General features: G+C 41.8%; 20 protein-coding genes. 16 read left to right on the top strand and 4 right to left on the bottom strand.

The features are described 5' to 3' along the window. The 9 genes from IM473_RS20855 to IM473_RS20815 form a co-directional block, all read left to right on the top strand. Positions 1 to 866: tetratricopeptide repeat protein (locus IM473_RS20855; RefSeq protein WP_287660399.1), on the top strand; the 866-nt coding region annotated here is incomplete at its 5' end. A 36-nt stretch (positions 867 to 902) separates the two neighbouring features. Further along, on the top strand, positions 903 to 1,115 hold the full coding sequence (locus IM473_RS20850) for a hypothetical protein (RefSeq protein ID WP_002752676.1): 213 nt from the start codon (positions 903 to 905) through the stop codon (positions 1,113 to 1,115). A gap of 306 nt (positions 1,116 to 1,421) precedes the next feature. Further along, a complete protein-coding gene (locus tag IM473_RS20845; RefSeq protein WP_002796475.1) occupies positions 1,422 to 1,685 on the top strand; it encodes a type II toxin-antitoxin system Phd/YefM family antitoxin in 264 nt (87 codons plus the stop codon). Further along, on the top strand, positions 1,682 to 2,068 hold the full coding sequence (locus IM473_RS20840; RefSeq protein ID WP_002734288.1) for a type II toxin-antitoxin system VapC family toxin: 387 nt from the start codon (positions 1,682 to 1,684) through the stop codon (positions 2,066 to 2,068). Before IM473_RS20845 ends, IM473_RS20840 begins: the two co-directional genes overlap by 4 nt. Before the next feature lie 875 nt (positions 2,069 to 2,943). Beyond that, positions 2,944 to 4,572, top strand: coding sequence for a hydroxylamine reductase (gene hcp / locus IM473_RS20835; RefSeq protein ID WP_287660398.1), 1,629 nt, complete (start codon positions 2,944 to 2,946; stop codon positions 4,570 to 4,572). Between the two features lie 85 nt (positions 4,573 to 4,657). Then, the gene (hoxU, locus tag IM473_RS20830) at positions 4,658 to 5,374 is read left to right on the top strand and encodes a bidirectional hydrogenase complex protein HoxU (protein ID WP_061430651.1); all 717 of its coding nucleotides are present in this window, start codon (positions 4,658 to 4,660) and stop codon (positions 5,372 to 5,374) included. A gap of 6 nt (positions 5,375 to 5,380) precedes the next feature. Further along, positions 5,381 to 5,779, top strand: coding sequence for a hypothetical protein (locus tag IM473_RS20825; RefSeq protein ID WP_287660397.1), 399 nt, complete (start codon positions 5,381 to 5,383; stop codon positions 5,777 to 5,779). Positions 5,780 to 5,783: 4 nt separating this feature from the next. Beyond that, positions 5,784 to 6,248: a hypothetical protein gene (locus IM473_RS20820; RefSeq protein WP_228009545.1), complete on the top strand. Its 465-nt coding sequence runs from the start codon at positions 5,784 to 5,786 to the stop codon at positions 6,246 to 6,248. Positions 6,249 to 6,294: 46 nt separating this feature from the next. Beyond that, complete coding sequence (locus IM473_RS20815) at positions 6,295 to 6,843, top strand: NADH-quinone oxidoreductase subunit B family protein (protein WP_002740992.1); 549 nt, start codon at positions 6,295 to 6,297, stop codon at positions 6,841 to 6,843. Positions 6,844 to 7,067: 224 nt separating this feature from the next. Here IM473_RS20815 and recG read toward each other — a convergent pair whose 3' ends face one another. Beyond that, on the bottom strand, positions 7,068 to 9,536 hold the full coding sequence (gene recG / locus IM473_RS20810) for an ATP-dependent DNA helicase RecG (RefSeq protein WP_287660396.1): 2,469 nt from the start codon (positions 9,534 to 9,536) through the stop codon (positions 7,068 to 7,070). A gap of 67 nt (positions 9,537 to 9,603) precedes the next feature. Beyond that, entirely contained in the window at positions 9,604 to 10,497 is an 894-nt protein-coding gene (locus IM473_RS20805) for a hypothetical protein (RefSeq protein ID WP_287660395.1), read from the bottom strand. Positions 10,498 to 10,743: 246 nt separating this feature from the next. Here IM473_RS20805 and IM473_RS20800 point away from each other — a divergent pair, with 246 nt between their 5' ends. From IM473_RS20800 to IM473_RS20775, 6 genes are all read left to right on the top strand, one after another. Beyond that, a complete protein-coding gene (locus tag IM473_RS20800) occupies positions 10,744 to 11,529 on the top strand; it encodes an Rpn family recombination-promoting nuclease/putative transposase (protein WP_287660394.1) in 786 nt (261 codons plus the stop codon). Between the two features lie 131 nt (positions 11,530 to 11,660). Continuing rightward, positions 11,661 to 12,731 (top strand): hydrogenase expression/formation protein HypE, encoded by a 1,071-nt coding sequence (hypE, locus tag IM473_RS20795; RefSeq protein ID WP_287660393.1) that lies wholly within the window; start codon positions 11,661 to 11,663, stop codon positions 12,729 to 12,731. Positions 12,732 to 12,848: 117 nt separating this feature from the next. Continuing rightward, positions 12,849 to 13,193 (top strand): hydrogenase maturation nickel metallochaperone HypA/HybF, encoded by a 345-nt coding sequence (locus tag IM473_RS20790; RefSeq protein WP_002732104.1) that lies wholly within the window; start codon positions 12,849 to 12,851, stop codon positions 13,191 to 13,193. After that, the gene (gene hypB, locus IM473_RS20785) at positions 13,184 to 13,996 is read left to right on the top strand and encodes a hydrogenase nickel incorporation protein HypB (protein WP_287660392.1); all 813 of its coding nucleotides are present in this window, start codon (positions 13,184 to 13,186) and stop codon (positions 13,994 to 13,996) included. The genes IM473_RS20790 and hypB overlap by 10 nt, the downstream gene beginning before the upstream one ends. Positions 13,997 to 14,043: 47 nt before the next feature. After that, positions 14,044 to 14,442 (top strand): helix-turn-helix domain-containing protein, encoded by a 399-nt coding sequence (locus tag IM473_RS20780; protein ID WP_287660390.1) that lies wholly within the window; start codon positions 14,044 to 14,046, stop codon positions 14,440 to 14,442. 17 nt (positions 14,443 to 14,459) lie between these two features. After that, entirely contained in the window at positions 14,460 to 14,630 is a 171-nt protein-coding gene (locus IM473_RS20775; RefSeq protein WP_287660389.1) for a DNA adenine methylase, read from the top strand. Positions 14,631 to 15,179: 549 nt separating this feature from the next. Here the strand turns inward: IM473_RS20775 and IM473_RS20770 are convergent. Beyond that, positions 15,180 to 16,184 (bottom strand): sulfate/molybdate ABC transporter ATP-binding protein, encoded by a 1,005-nt coding sequence (locus IM473_RS20770; protein ID WP_287660388.1) that lies wholly within the window; start codon positions 16,182 to 16,184, stop codon positions 15,180 to 15,182. 284 nt (positions 16,185 to 16,468) lie between these two features. Here IM473_RS20770 and IM473_RS20765 point away from each other — a divergent pair, with 284 nt between their 5' ends. Next, positions 16,469 to 17,266, top strand: a complete 798-nt coding sequence (locus IM473_RS20765) for a sulfite exporter TauE/SafE family protein (protein ID WP_287660387.1) — start codon at positions 16,469 to 16,471, stop codon at positions 17,264 to 17,266. Between the two features lie 10 nt (positions 17,267 to 17,276). On the opposite strand, the gene IM473_RS20760 is transcribed toward IM473_RS20765, so the two are convergent. Then, positions 17,277 to 17,711: a YidH family protein gene (locus tag IM473_RS20760; RefSeq protein ID WP_287660386.1), complete on the bottom strand. Its 435-nt coding sequence runs from the start codon at positions 17,709 to 17,711 to the stop codon at positions 17,277 to 17,279. Positions 17,712 to 17,749 lie beyond the last annotated feature (38 nt).

Raw genomic sequence — 17,749 nt, 5'->3', positions numbered from 1 at the left:
TAGATAACTTAGGAAGGTATGAAGAAGCGATCGCATCCTGGGATCGAGCTTTAGAAATTAAACCCGATAAGCATGAAGCTTGGTACAACCGAGGGAATGCGTTAGATAACTTAGGAAGGTATGAAGAAGCGATCGCATCCTACGATCGAGCTTTAGAAATTAAACCCGATTTCCATGAAGCTTGGTACAACCGAGGGGTTGCGTTAGGTAATTTAGGAAGGTATGAACAAGCGATCGCATCCTACGATCAAGCTTTAGAAATTAAACCCGATTACCATGAAGCTTGGTACAACCGAGGGAATGCGTTAGATGACTTAGGAAGGTATGAAGAAGCGATCGCATCCTACGATCAAGCTTTAGAAATTAAACCCGATTACCATGAAGCTTGGTACAACCGAGGGGTTGCGTTAGATAACTTAGGAAAGTATGAAAAAGCGATCGCATCCTGGGATCGAGCTTTAGAAATTAAACCCGATAAGCATGAAGCTTCGTACAACCGAGGGAATGCGTTAGGTAATTTAGGAAGGTATGAACAAGCGATCGCATCCTACGATCAAGCTTTAGAAATTAAACCCGATAAGCATGAAGCTTGGGATAATCGAGGATATGTTTTAACTTGTATGGGACGATATAAAGATGCATTAGAATCTTGTGATCGTGCTATTAAAATTAATTCAAATTATGCTAATGCTTACTACAATAAAGCTTGCTGTTATGGCTTACAAAACAATGTAGAATTAGCTATCGAAAACTTACAACGCGCCATCAATCTTGATGTCAAATATCAGGATATGGCGAAAACGGAGCAAGATTTCGAGCAGATTCGGGGAGATGAGCGGTTTCAGAGATTGCTAAATCGAGTATAATAATATATATTTGTATTTTAGCTAAGGAGATATTCTATGACTAATACCTACACAGCTATCATTCAGCCAGACGGAGATTGGTGGATTGGTTGGATAGAAGAAATTCCGGGAGTTAACTGTCAAGAAGCATCTCGTGATCAGTTATTAGAAAGCCTAAAAATTACTCTTAGTGAAGCATTAGAATTGAATAAACAGGAAGCAATTGCCGCTACTAGGGGAAACTACCAAGAAGAGAAAATTGTTGTATGAAACGTAAACAGTTTATCGATCACGTCCTGTAGGGGCGAAGCATTCGGATAGGAAATCTACGGTTTCAGCGATAAGTTATTGCCCGAATGCTTCGCCCGTACTTTTTCAGCAAGTCCTAGCCATTCTTGGTGGTTTAACCCCCAATTAAATAAAAGATCTGCGATTCCAAGACATACCGGAGTGATAATTATCACAATTGGGCAATTCAGCAATGGGAAAAAGTTGCCAAACCTTTATTAACTTGTGAGGCAGTTATCACTGAATCCTGTTTTATTTTGTGAAGTAAATAAAGAGAGAAAATTATTCATGTCAAACAAAACTATTGATCTCAATCAAGTACAGTTAACTTTACAAGAACTACTTGCCTTAATAAAGGTAGATACTGAAATTATTATAACCGAAGGAAACAAGCCTGTAGCTCGTCTAATTCCTTGGGGAGATACTGAAAAAACAACGTCTGAAACTCCTTCTCCTAAGTTACGACAACCAGGACTACACGCTGGAAAAATTGGGACTAGCGAAGATTTTGATGAGCCACTTCCTGAAGAATTTTGGACAGGTGAATCATGAAATTTCTTTTAGATACCCATACATTTATTTGGTGGGATAGCGAACCAGAAAAACTCTCTCAAAGAGCTTTAGAACTGTGTAGAGATCCTAGTAATACGCTATTACTTAGTATTACAAGTATTTGGGAAATGCAAATCAAACTACAACTAGGTAAACTATCACTCAAGATACCTTTAGCAGAAATGATTAATACTCAGCAGGAAACTAACCAAATTGGCCTTTTATCAATTACAGTCAGCCATGTTTTAGCTTTAAATACTTTACCTAACATCCATAAAGATCCATTTGACCGCTTGTTAGTTGCTCAAGCTAATCTTGAAAATGCTAGACTGATTAGCCATGATTCAATATTAGCAAAATATCCTGTTCAGATAGATTGGTAGATAGGGCTTGCTGAATAAATGTGAAATATAGACGAGGTAAGGGTTTTAGGGTTCTGTTTTGCTCTCACAGGTGCAAGATTTTGAGAGAATCGTCGTTCAAAACCTTGCGTCTTCATCGGCCCGCGTCCTGTAGGGGCGAAGCATTCGGACAATAACCTATCGGTGAAACCGTAGATTTTCTATCCGAATGCTTCGCCCGTACTTTTTCAGCAAGTCCTAGCCATTCTTGGTGGTTTAACCCCCAATTAAATAAAAGATCTGCGATTCCAAGACATACGGAAATTAGGGATATTCTCGCTAATAAAATCTGCAAAGATATCGGAATACCACTAATAAAATAAATCGTTCATCAGTCTTGATGTCAAATATCAGGATCTGGCAAAAACAGATAAAGATTTTGAGCAGATTCGGCGAGATAATCGGTTAAGTTAAGTAAATAAAAAAAGAGATAACTATCTATGTCGAAAGCAATCCCATCATCACAGTTAGGCGATAATAACTCTTAAGTTCCAACTTTCTATCCTAATCAGGAGACCGATTGCTATGACACTGGCAAATACCCACCTAAAAATCGAAAATTTCGCTCATTATATCATAAAAATCACAAAAAATACTTAATTTAATAAGACAACTAAATAATTGTTTAATCAGTAATTCTTGAGGAAATCTAAAATCAGAACCCAACTGGCAAAAAAAGTGAGAGAATAAAAACATAGTTCAGAGAGTAGAGGCTGTCAAGACAAGCTTTCCAGTCGTAAAATCCATAATTCCTGCCGGGTGAGGGCCGATAACTAACTTTCAAAAAAGCAGAATTAAATTTAGTAGAAAAAAATCGCAACAATCTGTCAATCTACTGAAAAAAAGAGAGAAACCTTATGTTTTGTGAACAATGCGAACAAACCGCTAGTGGTAATGGTTGTCATCAGTGGGGAGCCTGTGGAAAAAGTCCCGAAGTCAACGCCGTTCAAGACTTATTAGTTTATTGTCTGCGGGGATTAGCATCGGTGGTTTTAAAAGCCAAAGAAGCGGCAATATCTACTCGCGAAGCCGATATTTTTACCTGCGAGTCGCTTTTCGCCACCATGACCAATGTGAACTTCGATCAAAGACGTTTTACCGATTATATTCAGCGTTGTTTAGAGATTCGGGAAAATTTAAAAGCACAATTGGGATCGCTGGACTGGTCTGCACTTGCTAACTATCAGCCTAATTTTAATGAGAGCCTAGTCAGCCAAGGTCAAGAAGTATCCTTAGAACTAATTCAAAAAGTACAAGACCTCGATATTTTTTCCCTAAAGTTAACCGCTATCTACGGAGTTAAAGGTCTTGCTTCCTATACTTTCCACGCTCAGGAATTAGGTCAAGAGGATGACTCAGTTTATCAGGTTATCCAAGAGACTTTAGCGGCAATTGATCGCAGTGATTTAAACCTGAATGATTGGGTGGCAATCTGTCTAAAAGTTGGGGCAGCAAACCTGCGAGCCATGGAATTATTAGATCAAGGTCATACCGAAACCTACGGTCATCCCATACCGACAAATGTTCCCTTAAATCCGCGTCTAGGTAAAGCCATTTTAGTCTCCGGCCATGATATTAAACAATTAGCGGCTTTACTGGCACAAACTGCCAATACTGGGATAACAGTCTACACCCACGGAGAATTATTACCCGCCCACGGTTATCCAAAACTAAAAGAAAAATATCCCCATCTCTACGGTCATTATGGCACCGCCTGGCAAAATCAAACTAAAGAATTTGCTAAGTTTCCGGGGGCAATAGTTTTAACTACTAATTGTCTCATGCCCCCCCACGAAAACTATGAAAGTAAACTCTTTACCCTCGGACCTGTGGGTTATGCCCATATTAACCGCTTAGAAACAGTGGACGGTGCGATCGATTTTAGTCCCGTGATTGCTAAAGCGCAGTCATTGCCCGGATTTACTGAAATAAGCGAACCTCGGCAGGTAATGGTAGGATTTGCCCACAATACTGTCCTCAGTGTCGCTGATACGGTGGTTAATGCCCTTAAACAGGGTAAAATCCGTCACTTCTTCCTAGTTGGGGGCTGCGATGGGGCAAAACCCGATCGCAATTACTACACCGAATTTGTGGAACAAGTCCCCGAAGATTGCATCGTTTTAACCCTTGCCTGTGGAAAATTCCGCTTTTTCGACAAACAATTAGGTAGCATCGAAGGATTACCCCGGCTGATGGACGTGGGACAATGTAACGATGCCTATAGTGCCATCAAAATCGCCCTAGGATTAGCCAACGCTTTTAACGTTAGCGTCAACGAGATTCCCCTCTCCCTAATTATCTCTTGGTACGAACAAAAAGCGATCGCTGTACTGCTCACCCTGCTACATCTAGGGATGCAAAATATCCGTCTGGGACCAACTTTACCGGCATTTATCTCCCCCAACGTCCTCAAATTCCTCTCCGATACCTATCACCTGCAGCCGATTACTACCCCCGCAAAAGACTTAGCCGATTGTCTAGGTTAAAACTTTCTGTAAAAATCCCACCCTTGGCCACAAACCGTGGCCTATGGGAAGGAGAGGGATATTATCCTCAAGGAGAATAATTTTTATGTCCGTAATCACTTTAAGCATTGATGGTAAAGATGTAGCGATCGAAGCGGGTTCGCGAGTTCTCGCAGCCGCTAGTCAGGTAGGAATAAAAATTCCCGCTCTCTGTCATCTCGATGGGGTTTCTGAAGTGGCCGCCTGTCGCTTATGTTTGGTAGAAGTTGAAGGTATTAATAAATTATTACCCGCCTGTGTAACGGAAGTGGCGGAAGGAATGGTGGTCCATACCGATACCCCAAAACTGAAAGAATATCGCCGCATGACGGTGGAATTATTATTCGCTGAAGGCAATCACGTTTGTGCGGTTTGTGTGGCTAATGGTAACTGTGAATTACAAGATTTAGCCATCGAAGTGGGTATGGATCATAGTCGTTTTCCCTACCGTTTTCCCAAGCGAGAAGTCGATATTTCCCATCATCTTTTTGGTATCGATCATAATCGTTGTGTTCTCTGTACCCGTTGTGTGCGAGTCTGTGATGAAATTGAAGGGGCGCACGTTTGGGATCTGGCTTATCGCGGCGAAAAAGATAAAATTATTGCGGGAATGGATCAGCCTTGGGGCAGCGTTTCCGCCTGTACTTCCTGCGGCAAATGTGTTGCCGCTTGTCCAACGGGGGCCATATTCCGCAAGGGTTCCGCCGTTTCCGAAAAAGAGGAAGATCGATCGAAGTTGGAATTTTTAGTTAACGCCAGGACTGAACACCAATGGACGCGTTAGCGAAAAATGGTAGATTCTCAAAACGCTCGTTGGGGACATCTAGGTATTTATGCCAAGTATCTGCGGGCGGAAATGGCTCTGTATGACGAGATTATGGGGATGAATGAAGATATTCGCTTGATTTCCGATTACTGCGGTATTTCTGCTCGGGAAACTCAACGAGCAAAGGACTACGCTTTCGGTGGCGGTGTCAGTCAGTATGAATTTTGGCCTAGTATTGATATGGCAAAGGCTTGGTTGAGGATGGCGCGAGGACAGGGAACGGCGATCGATAGCGTCTTTCTACAACACGAAATCTTAGAATCGGATTTAGTGATTAATCAGGGTATGAATCAGCCTTCTGCTCACGAAATCGCTCAAGCTCAATATGGTTGGTCTGTCCTACTGCGTCAAGGGAATCAATAATGTTATGAATGATACAAATCTCGAACAGATCTTTCTGCAAGCCTTGGATCGCTGTCTATCCCTGCTGGATTATCAATCTCAACCAACCAATTTAGCTTGGTCCGCGATCGAACTTTTCGCCGAAGTTGGGCGATTTCCCCAGATGCTTCGCCAATTCTGTGATCAATATCGAGAGCGTGTGGCGGCGGCAGATCGGGCGATCGAGGATTACGCCAGTAGTGTGGATAATTGGACAGTCAAGGGGACTATTTTCGGGGCGCAGGATCAATGTAATATCTTGCATTTTTTTCTCAATGTCCACACGAAAAATTTTAAGTTTTTTAGAGGTGAAAATTGGACACCACAGCTAATCTGTGAATTTTTGCAAGAATGGAAGGGGATCGATCTTTTTTCTTTAATTGCAGATAATCAGGAACTTGTCGAGACAGGCAAAAACCCGCCCCTCGGTAAACAGCCGCTTTTCTATTAGCTAGTAATCACTATTGCCAAAACCTAACAAACAAGGAATTAAAATTATGAGTAAAATTCGCTTCGCTACTGTCTGGTTAGCTGGTTGTTCGGGATGCCATATGTCCTTCCTCGATTTGGACGAATGGCTGTTAGAATTAGCCGAAAAAGTTGACGTGGTGTATAGTCCCGTCGGCTGCGATCTGAAAACCTATCCGGAAAATGTCGATGTCTGTTTAGTGGAAGGAGCGATCGCTAATCAGGATAATTTAGAACTAATTCATCTAGTCCGTCAAAATACCAAAACCGTCGTTTCTTTTGGTGATTGCGCCGTGACTGCTAACGTTCCCGCTATGCGGAATATGTTAGGAACTGCCGATCCCGTGCTAAAAAGGGCTTATTTAGAGTTAGGAGATAACACACCTCAACTACCAGAAGAACCCGGTATCGTTCCCGAATTATTAGATCAAGTGCTGCCCGTCCATCAAGTCATTCCCATCGATATTTTTATGCCGGGTTGTCCCCCCGATGCCGACAGAATTCGCGAGACATTGATTCCGATTTTAAAAGGGGAATTACCGGTGATGGCAGGGCGAGAAATGATTAAATTTGGTTAATTGAATCAGTTATCAGTTATCAGTTATTTTAGCTATCAGCCGTCAGTCGTCAGTCGTCAGTCGTCAGTCGTCAGGAGACAGGAGACAGCTTTTATGTATTCTCCCCATTTGCTTCTCCCTTCTCCCCTCACTCCCCAATTCATAATTCACAATTCATAATTCATAATTCACAATTCATAATTCATAATTCATAATTCATAATTCATAATTCATAATTCCCTAAATCAAGTTAAAATATCCGCTCCCAACATCCGTTGATATTTAGCTTCTAAGGCTTGTTTCAAATTGGGCAAAGTGATTAAATGGGGATCATCTAACATAATTTTTTCGGCGGCATCTCTTGCCAAAACTAACACCTCTTGATCCTCGACTAAACTAGCGAGGGCAAAATCTGGTAAACCCGATTGTCGTTGTCCTAAAACTTCCCCCGGACCGCGAAATCGCATATCCATTTCCGAGATAAAAAAGCCGTCTTGGGATTGTTCCAAAACCGTCAATCTTTGACGGGAATTAGCACTATTAGTCCCACTTAAAAGTAAACAGTAGGATTGATGGGAACCTCTGCCCACGCGCCCCCGTAATTGATGCAATTGTGAAAGGCCAAAACGTTCGGCATTTTCAATTAACATCACCGTGGCATTGGGAACATCCACCCCCACTTCAATAACCGTAGTTGAGACAATAATTTGCAGAATATTATCGCGAAAAGCTGTTAAGATTTCCTCTTTTTCGGCGGAACTCATGCGACCATGGAGTAAACCGATATTAAAATTGGGAAAAATCTTTTCTGATAAATTTTGATATTCTTCCACCGCAGCCCTCACATCTAATTTTTCCGATTCTTCAATCAAGGGAAAAATCACATAAGCTTGTCTGCCTTGAGCAATTTCACGGCGAATTAAATCATAGGCAGCCCTTCTTTGATTCCCATTTAAAGCGGTGGTTTGAATCGGTTGTCTGCCGGGGGGTAATTCGTCAATTTGACTCACATCCAAATCCCCATGCAGGGTTAAAGCTAAAGTACGGGGAATCGGTGTTGCTGTCATGGTTAAAACGTGGGGAGACTCTCCTTTGCTTAATAATCTTGCCCTTTGTTGTACCCCAAAGCGATGCTGTTCATCAATAACAACTAAACCTAATTTGCGGAAATTAACTGCATCTTGAATTAGGGCATGAGTTCCCACTAAAAGTGGTAATTCTCCTGTCTCTAATTGGGCGTGAATTTCTCGCCGTTTAGCGGTTTTTGTGGAACCAGTTAATAATTCTACGGGTAAATGTAAGAGATTAAACCAGCTAACTAACTTACGATAATGTTGTTCTGCTAAAACTTCCGTGGGAGCCATTAATGCCGCTTGATAACCAGATTGTAGGGCTGCTAAAATAGCATAAACTCCGACAATTGTTTTGCCAGAACCCACATCCCCCTGCACAAGACGATTCATCGGGGTGCTAGAATCTAAATCCTCTAAAATTTCTTCAATAACTCGTTTTTGAGCATTAGTTAATTGAAAGGGAATTATCTGATTAAATCGATCAATTAATTGACCCTTAGCACTAAACACAGCACTTTTCTGTGTCTGACGATACTGTTGCCGCCGCCGCAGAAAACCCAATTGTAAAAAGAAGAATTCATCAAAGACTAATCGCCGTCGCGCTTGACTTAGAATCTCGGCATTATTAGGGAAATGAATGTTAGTAATTGCTGTTTTTAAATCGATTAATCCGTATTGTTTTCTTAGACCGAAAGGCAAGGGATCTTTTATCGCCTCTACTGCCCCAAAAGCGGCGACTACAGCCTTTCTAATTAGGTCGGCGGGTACTCCATCGGTGAGGGGATAAACTGGCAGAATACGCCCGATGTTTAAGGACTCAATACTTGCCCCAGAACTGTCTAATAATTCAAATTCAGGATTTTCTAAAGTTAACCCATATTTACCCGCTTTGACTAAACCACTAACCGCCACCACCGAACCGACCAGATAGAGTTTTTTTTGTCCTTCTTGCCAAGCACGATTAGTATAGCGAGTTCCCGCATAAAAACGGTTTAATTTTATCTGTCCAGTGCGATCCTGTAAGAGCAATTCAAAGATAGCTAACTTGGTATTTTTGGGGCTAGTAAAACAATTACAGCGCTTGACATTCCCCACTAAAGTTACCGTTTCCCCCTCGGTTAAATTAGCGATATTGACTTGACGACTGTAATCCACATGATCCCGGGGATAATAATATAATAAATCTTCAACTTTGTGGAGGTTTAATCTTTCTAAAAGACTGGCTTTTCTCTCTCCCACTTCCGCTAGATATTTCAAGGGTTGTTCCAGGGTGACTTGCCGTGGAGAATTAGCCTTTGCCGTGATGGGAGTGGTATTAATAATTTTCGCCGCAGCTGGTTCTTTTGGGGTGGGGGTTGCTTCTAAAGTTTGCCGTAATTGTTGCAAAAAATTGCGAGTTTCGGCGACTAATTGTTGTCTTTGTCTGGGATTAAATTGGGAATATTGGGCAAATTTTTGGGCTAATTCTCGCCAGCGATTTCTCTCACTGGTGGCAATTCCCACGGGAGGATTATCCCCGAAACTAAGACACAAAAACTCGCTAAAACGGTATTGATTTCCCTGAAGATCAGGATAACCTTTTTCCGCTTCTACAGATAAGGCTTTTTGTAATCTCACCCAGTCGGGTATTTCCCCTTTCATAATTGCCTCTTGACTCCAAATTTCCCGGTATTATGCTTCCCTGATACCCCTGTTTGATGATAACTGATTAATCGTACCAACTACTGCGCCATGCCGCTTCCGCTTGAGCGATAGTATATTCTTTGCGAATACGATGATATTGTTCCCCTAGACGATTTAATTGTTCCCAAAGGGAGCGAATTTGATTTCTTTCGACACTTAAGCGCGTATCAGCAAATTCCAGTTCAGCCATTCGTAGATGAATCGCCGTTACTTTAGTGACTTTGCCACTTGAAAAATCATGCTCATCCCCATCATCTTCATCTTCATCTTTTTCTTCCTCTGGTTCAGGGTTTTTAGCTTCCACTAGAATGTTTAACATATTATTTCCTCCACCTAGGGATTGTCCTTCTTCTCCCGCTTGAATTGCCATATCGATAATTTGACTGGGTAGATGAGGGGGAAGAATATAAGCTTTTTGTAGTTGCTGATTAATTTGTTTAGAGAGATGATTGAGAATCTCGATACAGTTTTTTTCCAGCACTCGACAACAATGGAGTAAAATATCGGGGTTATTAATCTCTCCAGTTGCGGCTAGATTTTCCCGTTTGTCTAGAAAAAGTTTCAAGAAATCTGGGGTATTTTTCGTCTCTGCTGGACTTTTAGAGAATCCTACCCCTGAAAATGCCCCTCGATCGAAGCTCTGCTCGCCCAATTGCTGTAAACTGGCTTTAGCCTCTTGTCCTAGAGCTTTGATCTCCTCTTGTAGTTTCTGACGATTGCTGTGGGAGAGGGCCAGAAATTCCCCCCCATAGTAACGGGTACAGATATAATACACTGCCCCGATCGCCTGTTTATAGAGAGATTCACCGAGTAAATCAAGATAAATTCGGTATTTTTCTCGCATTCTTTCGGCTAAATTTGCCACTTCCGTTTCTATGTTCTTTAAATCTTGTTGTAGCTTGTTCAGTCTTCCAGTCATAGAAATTTTACCGAGGGAGAAGTTAGCGATCGGCGAATTCTATTATAGCGACTCACTGTCAGCTATAGCGCCCTGACATGGGGGAGATGTTTAGACTCGATCGGTTGTCAGTTATTTTAGCTATTAGCTTTTTGCAGACCAGCTTTTAGCATTTGTTTTGGCAAAGATAACTGCTATAATCAGGCTAATTAGTAGGAAAACTCTCTATCTCTATATTTTTGCATAGTTTACACCACAAGTCCGGGCATGAAAACCGACAGTATTTTTTATGATCTTTTTCAATCTTATCCGTCAATTTTCTTTGAATTAATCAACCTTTCCCCCGGAGAAGCCGAGAATTACCGCTTTGATTCCGTCGAAATCAAGCAACTAGCTTTTCGTATTGATGGCGTATTTTTGCCCAATATTACCGATCCTAGCATTCCTATTTATTTCTGCGAGGTGCAATTTCAAGATGATCAGAATTTTTATGGCCGTTTCTTTGCTGAAATCTTCTTATATCTCAGTAAAACTGCTTTTAACAATGATTGGCGCGGGGTGGTCATTTATCCCCATCGTCGGGTAGAATCAGATCAGGTTGTACGTTATCAAGACTTATTGACATCTGGGAGAGTGACGCGAATCTATTTAGATGAACTAGATGATATTAATCAAGATTCCCTGGGTATTGCCACCATAAAATTAATTATTGCTAAAGAAAATCAAGCAGTGGCAACAGCCAAACAACTTATTGAACGAGTGCGAACTGAATTTACCCAACCGCAAAACTTCCTACAATTAATAGAAACGATCCTTATCTATAAATTACCACGTCTAAGTCGCCGGGAGATAGAAGCCATGTTTAGTTTAGATGAACTGAAACAAACCCGTTATTTTCAAGACGTTCGAGAAGAAGGTAAACTGGAAGGTAAACTGGAAGGTAAACTGGAATCTGTGCCGCGTTTATTGGCTTTAGGTTTAACGGTAGAACAAATTGCTCAAGCCTTGGACTTAACTGTAGAAAAAGTGCGAGAAATACCAGAAACCCATTAAGATAATCTAGCAGTAAGCTATGACAGTGTTTCTCATCAGGATAAAGTGTAACCTAATTTGCTATCGACCACCGACTCGACAAAACGACAACTTCGCACCTCACCATCAAGATAACTGCTGTACTTAAATTTATGACTAGCACTCCTTCAGCTTCTTTAAAATTTAAAAAAACAAAAATTACCGACACAAATATCACTCTCTCCCATGGCAGTGGTGGCCAAGCAATGCGGGATTTAATTAACGAGATATTCGTTAATAACTTCGATAATAACTTACTGGCAACCCTTGAAGATCAAGCCCGATTTGAGATTAAAGATTTAGCTAAAATAGGCGATCGCTTGGCATTTACCACCGATTCCTATGTGGTTTCTCCCCTATTCTTTCCGGGGGGTGATATTGGCAGTTTAGCAGTCAATGGAACCGTTAATGATTTGGCTGTCGGTGGGGCAATTCCTCTCTATCTCAGTTGTAGTTTTATCCTCGAAGAAGGTTTATCTATCGACACCCTAAAAACCATCGTTACCAGCATGAAAATAGCCGCCGACAAAGCAGCGGTAAAAATCGTCACCGGGGATACAAAAGTCGTTCCCAGGGGACAAGGGGATCAAATATTTATTAATACCTCTGGAGTGGGGGTAATTCCGGCCCGAATCCATTCCAGTGCTAATAATTTACAAGTTGGCGATCGCATTTTGATTAACGGTTTTCTGGGGGATCACGGCGCCGCCATTCTGATTGCCAGGGGCGAATTAGACCTGCAATGCACAATCGAAAGCGATTGTCAAGCCCTGAATTATTTAATTTCTGCAATTCTGGCCGTTTGCCCGGAAGTTAAAGCGATGCGGGATGCCACTAGAGGCGGATTAGCCACAGTTTTAAACGAATTCGCCCAAAGTTCGGGGGTGGGAATACAGGTGCAGGAAACGGCGATCCCCATCCGGGAAGAAGTGCGCGGAATGTGCGAATTATTGGGCTTAGAACCGCTTTATCTGGCAAATGAGGGAAAATTAGTCCTTGTCGTGCCTCCGGAGGCAGAAAATCGCGTTTTAGCAGTGATGCGTTCCCATCCTGACGGTAAAAATGCCGCTTCTATCGGAGAAGTCGTCGCTTCTCCCCCCAATTTAGTTTACTTAAAAACCCCTTTCGGCACTAAAAGGATTCTCGATATGTTAGTCGGTGAACAATTACCGAGAATATGTTAATTAGACAGGAGACAGTTTTAAAGGAAAAAGTGAAAAGTAAAAAAACAGATAGTTGGGGTTTTGGGGTTTTAGTGGAAATTTCCCTGATAACTGATAACTGATAACTGATAACTGAAAATGCACGAACTAGGAATCACCCAAAATATTATCGAACTTGCCTTAGAACATTCCCGAGGAATGAAAGTTAAGCGCGTGGTGTTAGAGATTGGTAAACTAACGGCAATTATGCCAGAATCGATCGCTTTTTGTTTTGATACCTGTTGTCAAGGTACTAATATAGAGGGGGCAATGTTAGAGATTCTGGAAATTTCTGGTTTAGGACAGTGCCAAGATTGCGGAAATGAGCTAGAACTAGAATATCCCTACGGAATCTGCGATCGATGTGGTAGTCGCAATATAATCATTTTACAGGGACAAGAATTAAATCTCAAATCGTTGGAGACAGAATCCTTATGTGTATAACCTGTGGTTGTTCTGATAACTCGGAAGTAACGGTAACTAATCCGCAAACGGGAACCCATGAACATATTTTAGCCGATGGTACTGTTATTAGTCATAGCCATCACGATCACGATCATGAACATCCCCTTCATCCCGCAGAAATTCACGCTCAAATTCATGGTAACATTCTCCAAGTTGAGCAAAATCTGCTGGCAAAAAATAATCTGTTAGCGGCACAAAATCGCGGTTGGTTGAAGGGGAGAAAAACTGTTGCCCTTAATCTGGTTTCTTCCCCTGGTTCGGGAAAAACTACCCTGTTAACTCGCACAATTGCCGATTTAAAAACCTCTATTCCTATCAGTGTCATTGAGGGAGATCAAGCAACTGCCAATGATGCCCAAAAAATTAGTGAAACCGGTTGTCAGGTTATCCAAATTAACACTGGAACAGGTTGTCATTTAGAAGCATCAATGGTAGAGAGAGGATTAATCGAACTCGATCCACCGATGAATTCTTTAGTCATGATCGAAAATGTCGGTAATCTAGTTTGTCCTGCTTTATTTGATTTGGGAGAAAATGCCAAAGTCGTCATTCTTTCCGTCACCGAAGGAGAAGATAAACCGATTAAATATCCCTATATGTTCCACGCTTCTCAAGTCATGATCTTGACAAAAATAGACCTACTACCCTACGTTAATTTTAACCTTGATCGCTGTTTAGATTATGCCTATCAGGTTAATCCCAATCTGAAAGTTTTTCAAGTTTCCGCTACCACAGGAGAAGGTTTAGATGCTTGGTACGGTTGGTTAAAATCGCTGGTTTAAGTTAAGCAGTAACACACCAAAAAAGTTCAGTCTAACCCCTAAAAACAATGACCCTAGCACTTGACCAAAATATTTATAATCAACTGTTGACTAAATTTCAACCCAAGATTATTGAAAATGAGGAAGAATATGAGCAAGCTCGTCATCTTCTGATTAATCTAATTAGTAAACAGGATCGACTACCAGAAGAAACCGCGATGGTTAAATTAATGGCGACAATTATTAAGGATTTTGATGCCAAACAACCTCAATCCGAACCAGCTTCACCGCAGGAAGTATTATTACACTTAAGGTCAGCTAACAACATGAAACAAGCTGATTTAGTTGGTAAAATTGGTTCTAAGGGTGTGGTTTCAGAAATTGTTAATGGCAAGCGATCGATTAGTAAAGCTCAAGGGAAAATTTTAGGAGAGATTTTCAATGTTTCCCCCAGTGTATTTATTTAATTCTCTATTAGTTGTTAATGAAAACAATCGTCATTGTTCCCCCGATTAAATGTCAAGGTATCAAAACTAAACTGCTATCATCAATCAAAATTTTAGCAGATCAGCAAAACTTTGATCGCTGGATAGAACCCTTTTGTGGTTCGGAGTTGGTAGCTTTTAATTTACAACTCAAAAAGGCCTTATACTAAATCTAGTTATAGCGTTTCCTAAGCTAGTGAGGTACACTTGTTTTTCTTCCCTTTTGCCTCTTGCCTTTTGCCTAAAACCCATAACTTTTGTACCTCAGCAGACTGAAAAACGCTATATTAAAAGCTGATACTAAATCCAGTTACTAAAGACTGATTATCTATTCCCCCTTTTGCCTCTTGCCTCTTGCATGAGTGCCTATGCTTATAAGTAGCCTATACTCAACGGATTTAGTATTATTTGCATAAGACCTCTTGCATAAATCCGAAAACAAACGATAGAAACAATAATGGGAGGGACTTTCAGTTAATTATTTATTAGTAGTTGATAATCTTCAAAAATGTTGCTGTACAAGGATCGACTTAAGACTTTTGCAAGAGGTCTATAAGACTCCTAAGGGTGTGCAGGTACATGATGCGAAGCTAGTAGCAGCCATGTGCGTTCATGACCTTACACATATTCTGACCTTTAATGTTGACGATTTTAGCCGTTACCCGGAAATAATCGCCGTTCATCCTGCGACCGTCAGGTGCTAACAATAAGGGTGACTTTTAAGCAAAAACGCGAGCATCCCGAGGACGAACATAAACTTGCTCCCCGACTTGGAGATGCAATTGATCCAGTTGTTCTCGATTCAGATGGGCAATCAGGAGAGAGCGATCGGGTAGAATTAATTCCACATCGATGGCCCAACCCAGATGGATAATGCGCTCGACTTTTGCCTCAATGCTAGACCCATTGGGGGAAGAGAGAATTTCTAGGTCGTGGGGACGAATAAAAATCTTGACTCCGTTAGTACCCCCCCCAAGCTGCTCGAACAGTGCAGCCGAGGTCGGTGGTACAACATTCACCCGGCCGATAAAACTCATCACAAAAGCAGAGGCAGGATGATCGTACACCTGATCGGGAGTCCCCACCTGTTCGATTTTACCCTCATTGAAAATTACGATCTCGTCGGCCACTTCCATGGCTTCCTCCTGGTCGTGGGTGACAAAAACACTGGTGACATGGACTTCCTCGTGTAACTGTCGCAACCAAACCCGCAGCTCTTTTCTAACTTTGGCATCCAAGGCCCCAAAAGGCTCATCTAATAATAATACTTCCGGTTCTACCGCTAAAGCCCGGGCCAGGGCAACCCGTTGACGTTGACCCCCGGATAGTTGGGCCGGATAGCGATCGCCTAATCCCTGCAATTGAATTAAACTCAAGAGACTGTCCACTCGTTTTTGAATGTAGTCCGGGGCAGCTTTGCGAATATTTAAACCGAAAGCGATATTCTGACGCACCGTCAGGTGTTTAAAAAGCGCATAATGCTGAAAAACAAAGCCAATATTCCTTTTTCTGACATTTAAATGGGTTGTGTCTTTGCCGTTGATGATAATTTTGCCTGTGTCGGGGGGTTCTAATCCTGCGATCGCTCTCAGGAGGGTGGTTTTTCCCGAACCAGACGGCCCCAGCAGTGCCACCAGACGATTCGATTTAATCTCTAGGTTGATGTTGTCTAAAGCGGTAAAGGTGCCGAATTTTTTCGATACTTGCTCGATGATGATGCTCACGGTGGGTAATCCTCTGGCAAAAAAATGTATAGGGTTTGACCGTATTTTAACCATGATTCAATCGCAATCGTATTAAAATACACTCACATTTTACAAGATAGCAAGAAAATTAAGTTTCGATTCGGAGATTACTGGTTATAAACAGAGACTAAAAAGATTGAACAGCGATAAAAGCTTACTATTACTGTTTTTTACTCTTTTAGTCGGTTCTAAAGGCTTAATTAATCAATTTTGTCTCTTAACCACCAGAAACGCACCGGAGAAAAGAGACGACTGAGGCAAAAATGGACTATTCTTTATTGACAATATTTAGCTTTTTTATCGGGATTGTCGTGGGATTAACGGGAATTGGTGGTTCATCCCTGATTACACCCCTATTAATCTTTGTATTTCAGGTTCCCGCTACCACCGCAGTGGGTTCCGATGTGGTGGCGGCCGGGTTGATGAAAGTGGTCGGCACCGTTCGTCACTGGCAACAGCAAACGATCGAGTTAGAAGTGGTAAAATGGCTAGTAATTGGCAGTGTACCCGGTTCTCTGTTAGGATTAGTCGGTTTTCGCTATTTTCAGCAGAATGGCTCCCTCAATCTCGATCAATGGTTGCCTCATATCATCGGTCTTGTCTTGATGATCGTGACTGTCCTAGCGGCCCTAGAACTACTAATCTCCTTATTTTTTCCCGATTTGTCCCCTTTGTCCTGGCCAAAATTAGATTTAACCACTCGATCGGGTCAGATAAAAACAACGGTATTAGGGGCAATTTTAGGCTATTTGGTCGGTTTAACCAGTATTTCCAGTGGTTCCTTATTTGCATTGGTCTTGATGACCTTTTTTCAGCTTGATTCTCGCAAATTAGTCGGTACAGATCTATCGCAAGCGTCCATCCTCTTAACCTGTACTTCCATCGGTCATCTGGGATTAGGAACGGTAGATTGGAATCTGGTACTTCCTATCTGGTTGGGTGGGATACCGGGGGTAGTAGTGGGAGCAAGATTATCGGAGTATTTGCCCAAAAATGCCCTAAAAATACTGCTTTATACGGTTCTAGTCACGGTCAGTTGGCGCTTACTTCAACCCACCTAATCCCCAGATTTCACTCGAAAGTCATCATACTACCGATCAACAGATCGGGACTGGTGGCGACAAAATAGATAATTCCCGCACCGAGAATAACGATCGCTAAACTAAATAGTAGCACCCATCGATCGGCTGGTTCGTAGGTATCTTCATCTATATCTCGTCTGACTGTAAAATAATGGGCTGTGGTCAAAAATACGGTCAATAAACCCACTAAAGCAAACATTAAGCCTAATTTCCAACCATAACCGGGCCGGGGAACCAGAGGAGGATGAAAGGCCCGTAAGCGCAGGATAACCATACCAAAACCCATTAATGCGATCGCTGTTCGCATCCAAGACAGATAGGTGCGTTCATTGGCCAGATGATCGCGGACTCGATTGGGATTGACTTTTTTCGGTTCAATGCTGGTCTTGCTTTCCGTCACTGGCGATTTGAGAAAAAATAACATGATCGAGATGGCTACGGTCAAGAAGATGATGTTATTGT

It is taken from the genome of Microcystis sp. M015S2 (assembly GCF_020245945.1).
GTDB lineage: Bacteria > Cyanobacteriota > Cyanobacteriia > Cyanobacteriales > Microcystaceae > Microcystis.
Note: the sequence above shows the minus strand (reverse complement) of the source record. Positions and strands in the feature narration are given on the sequence as shown.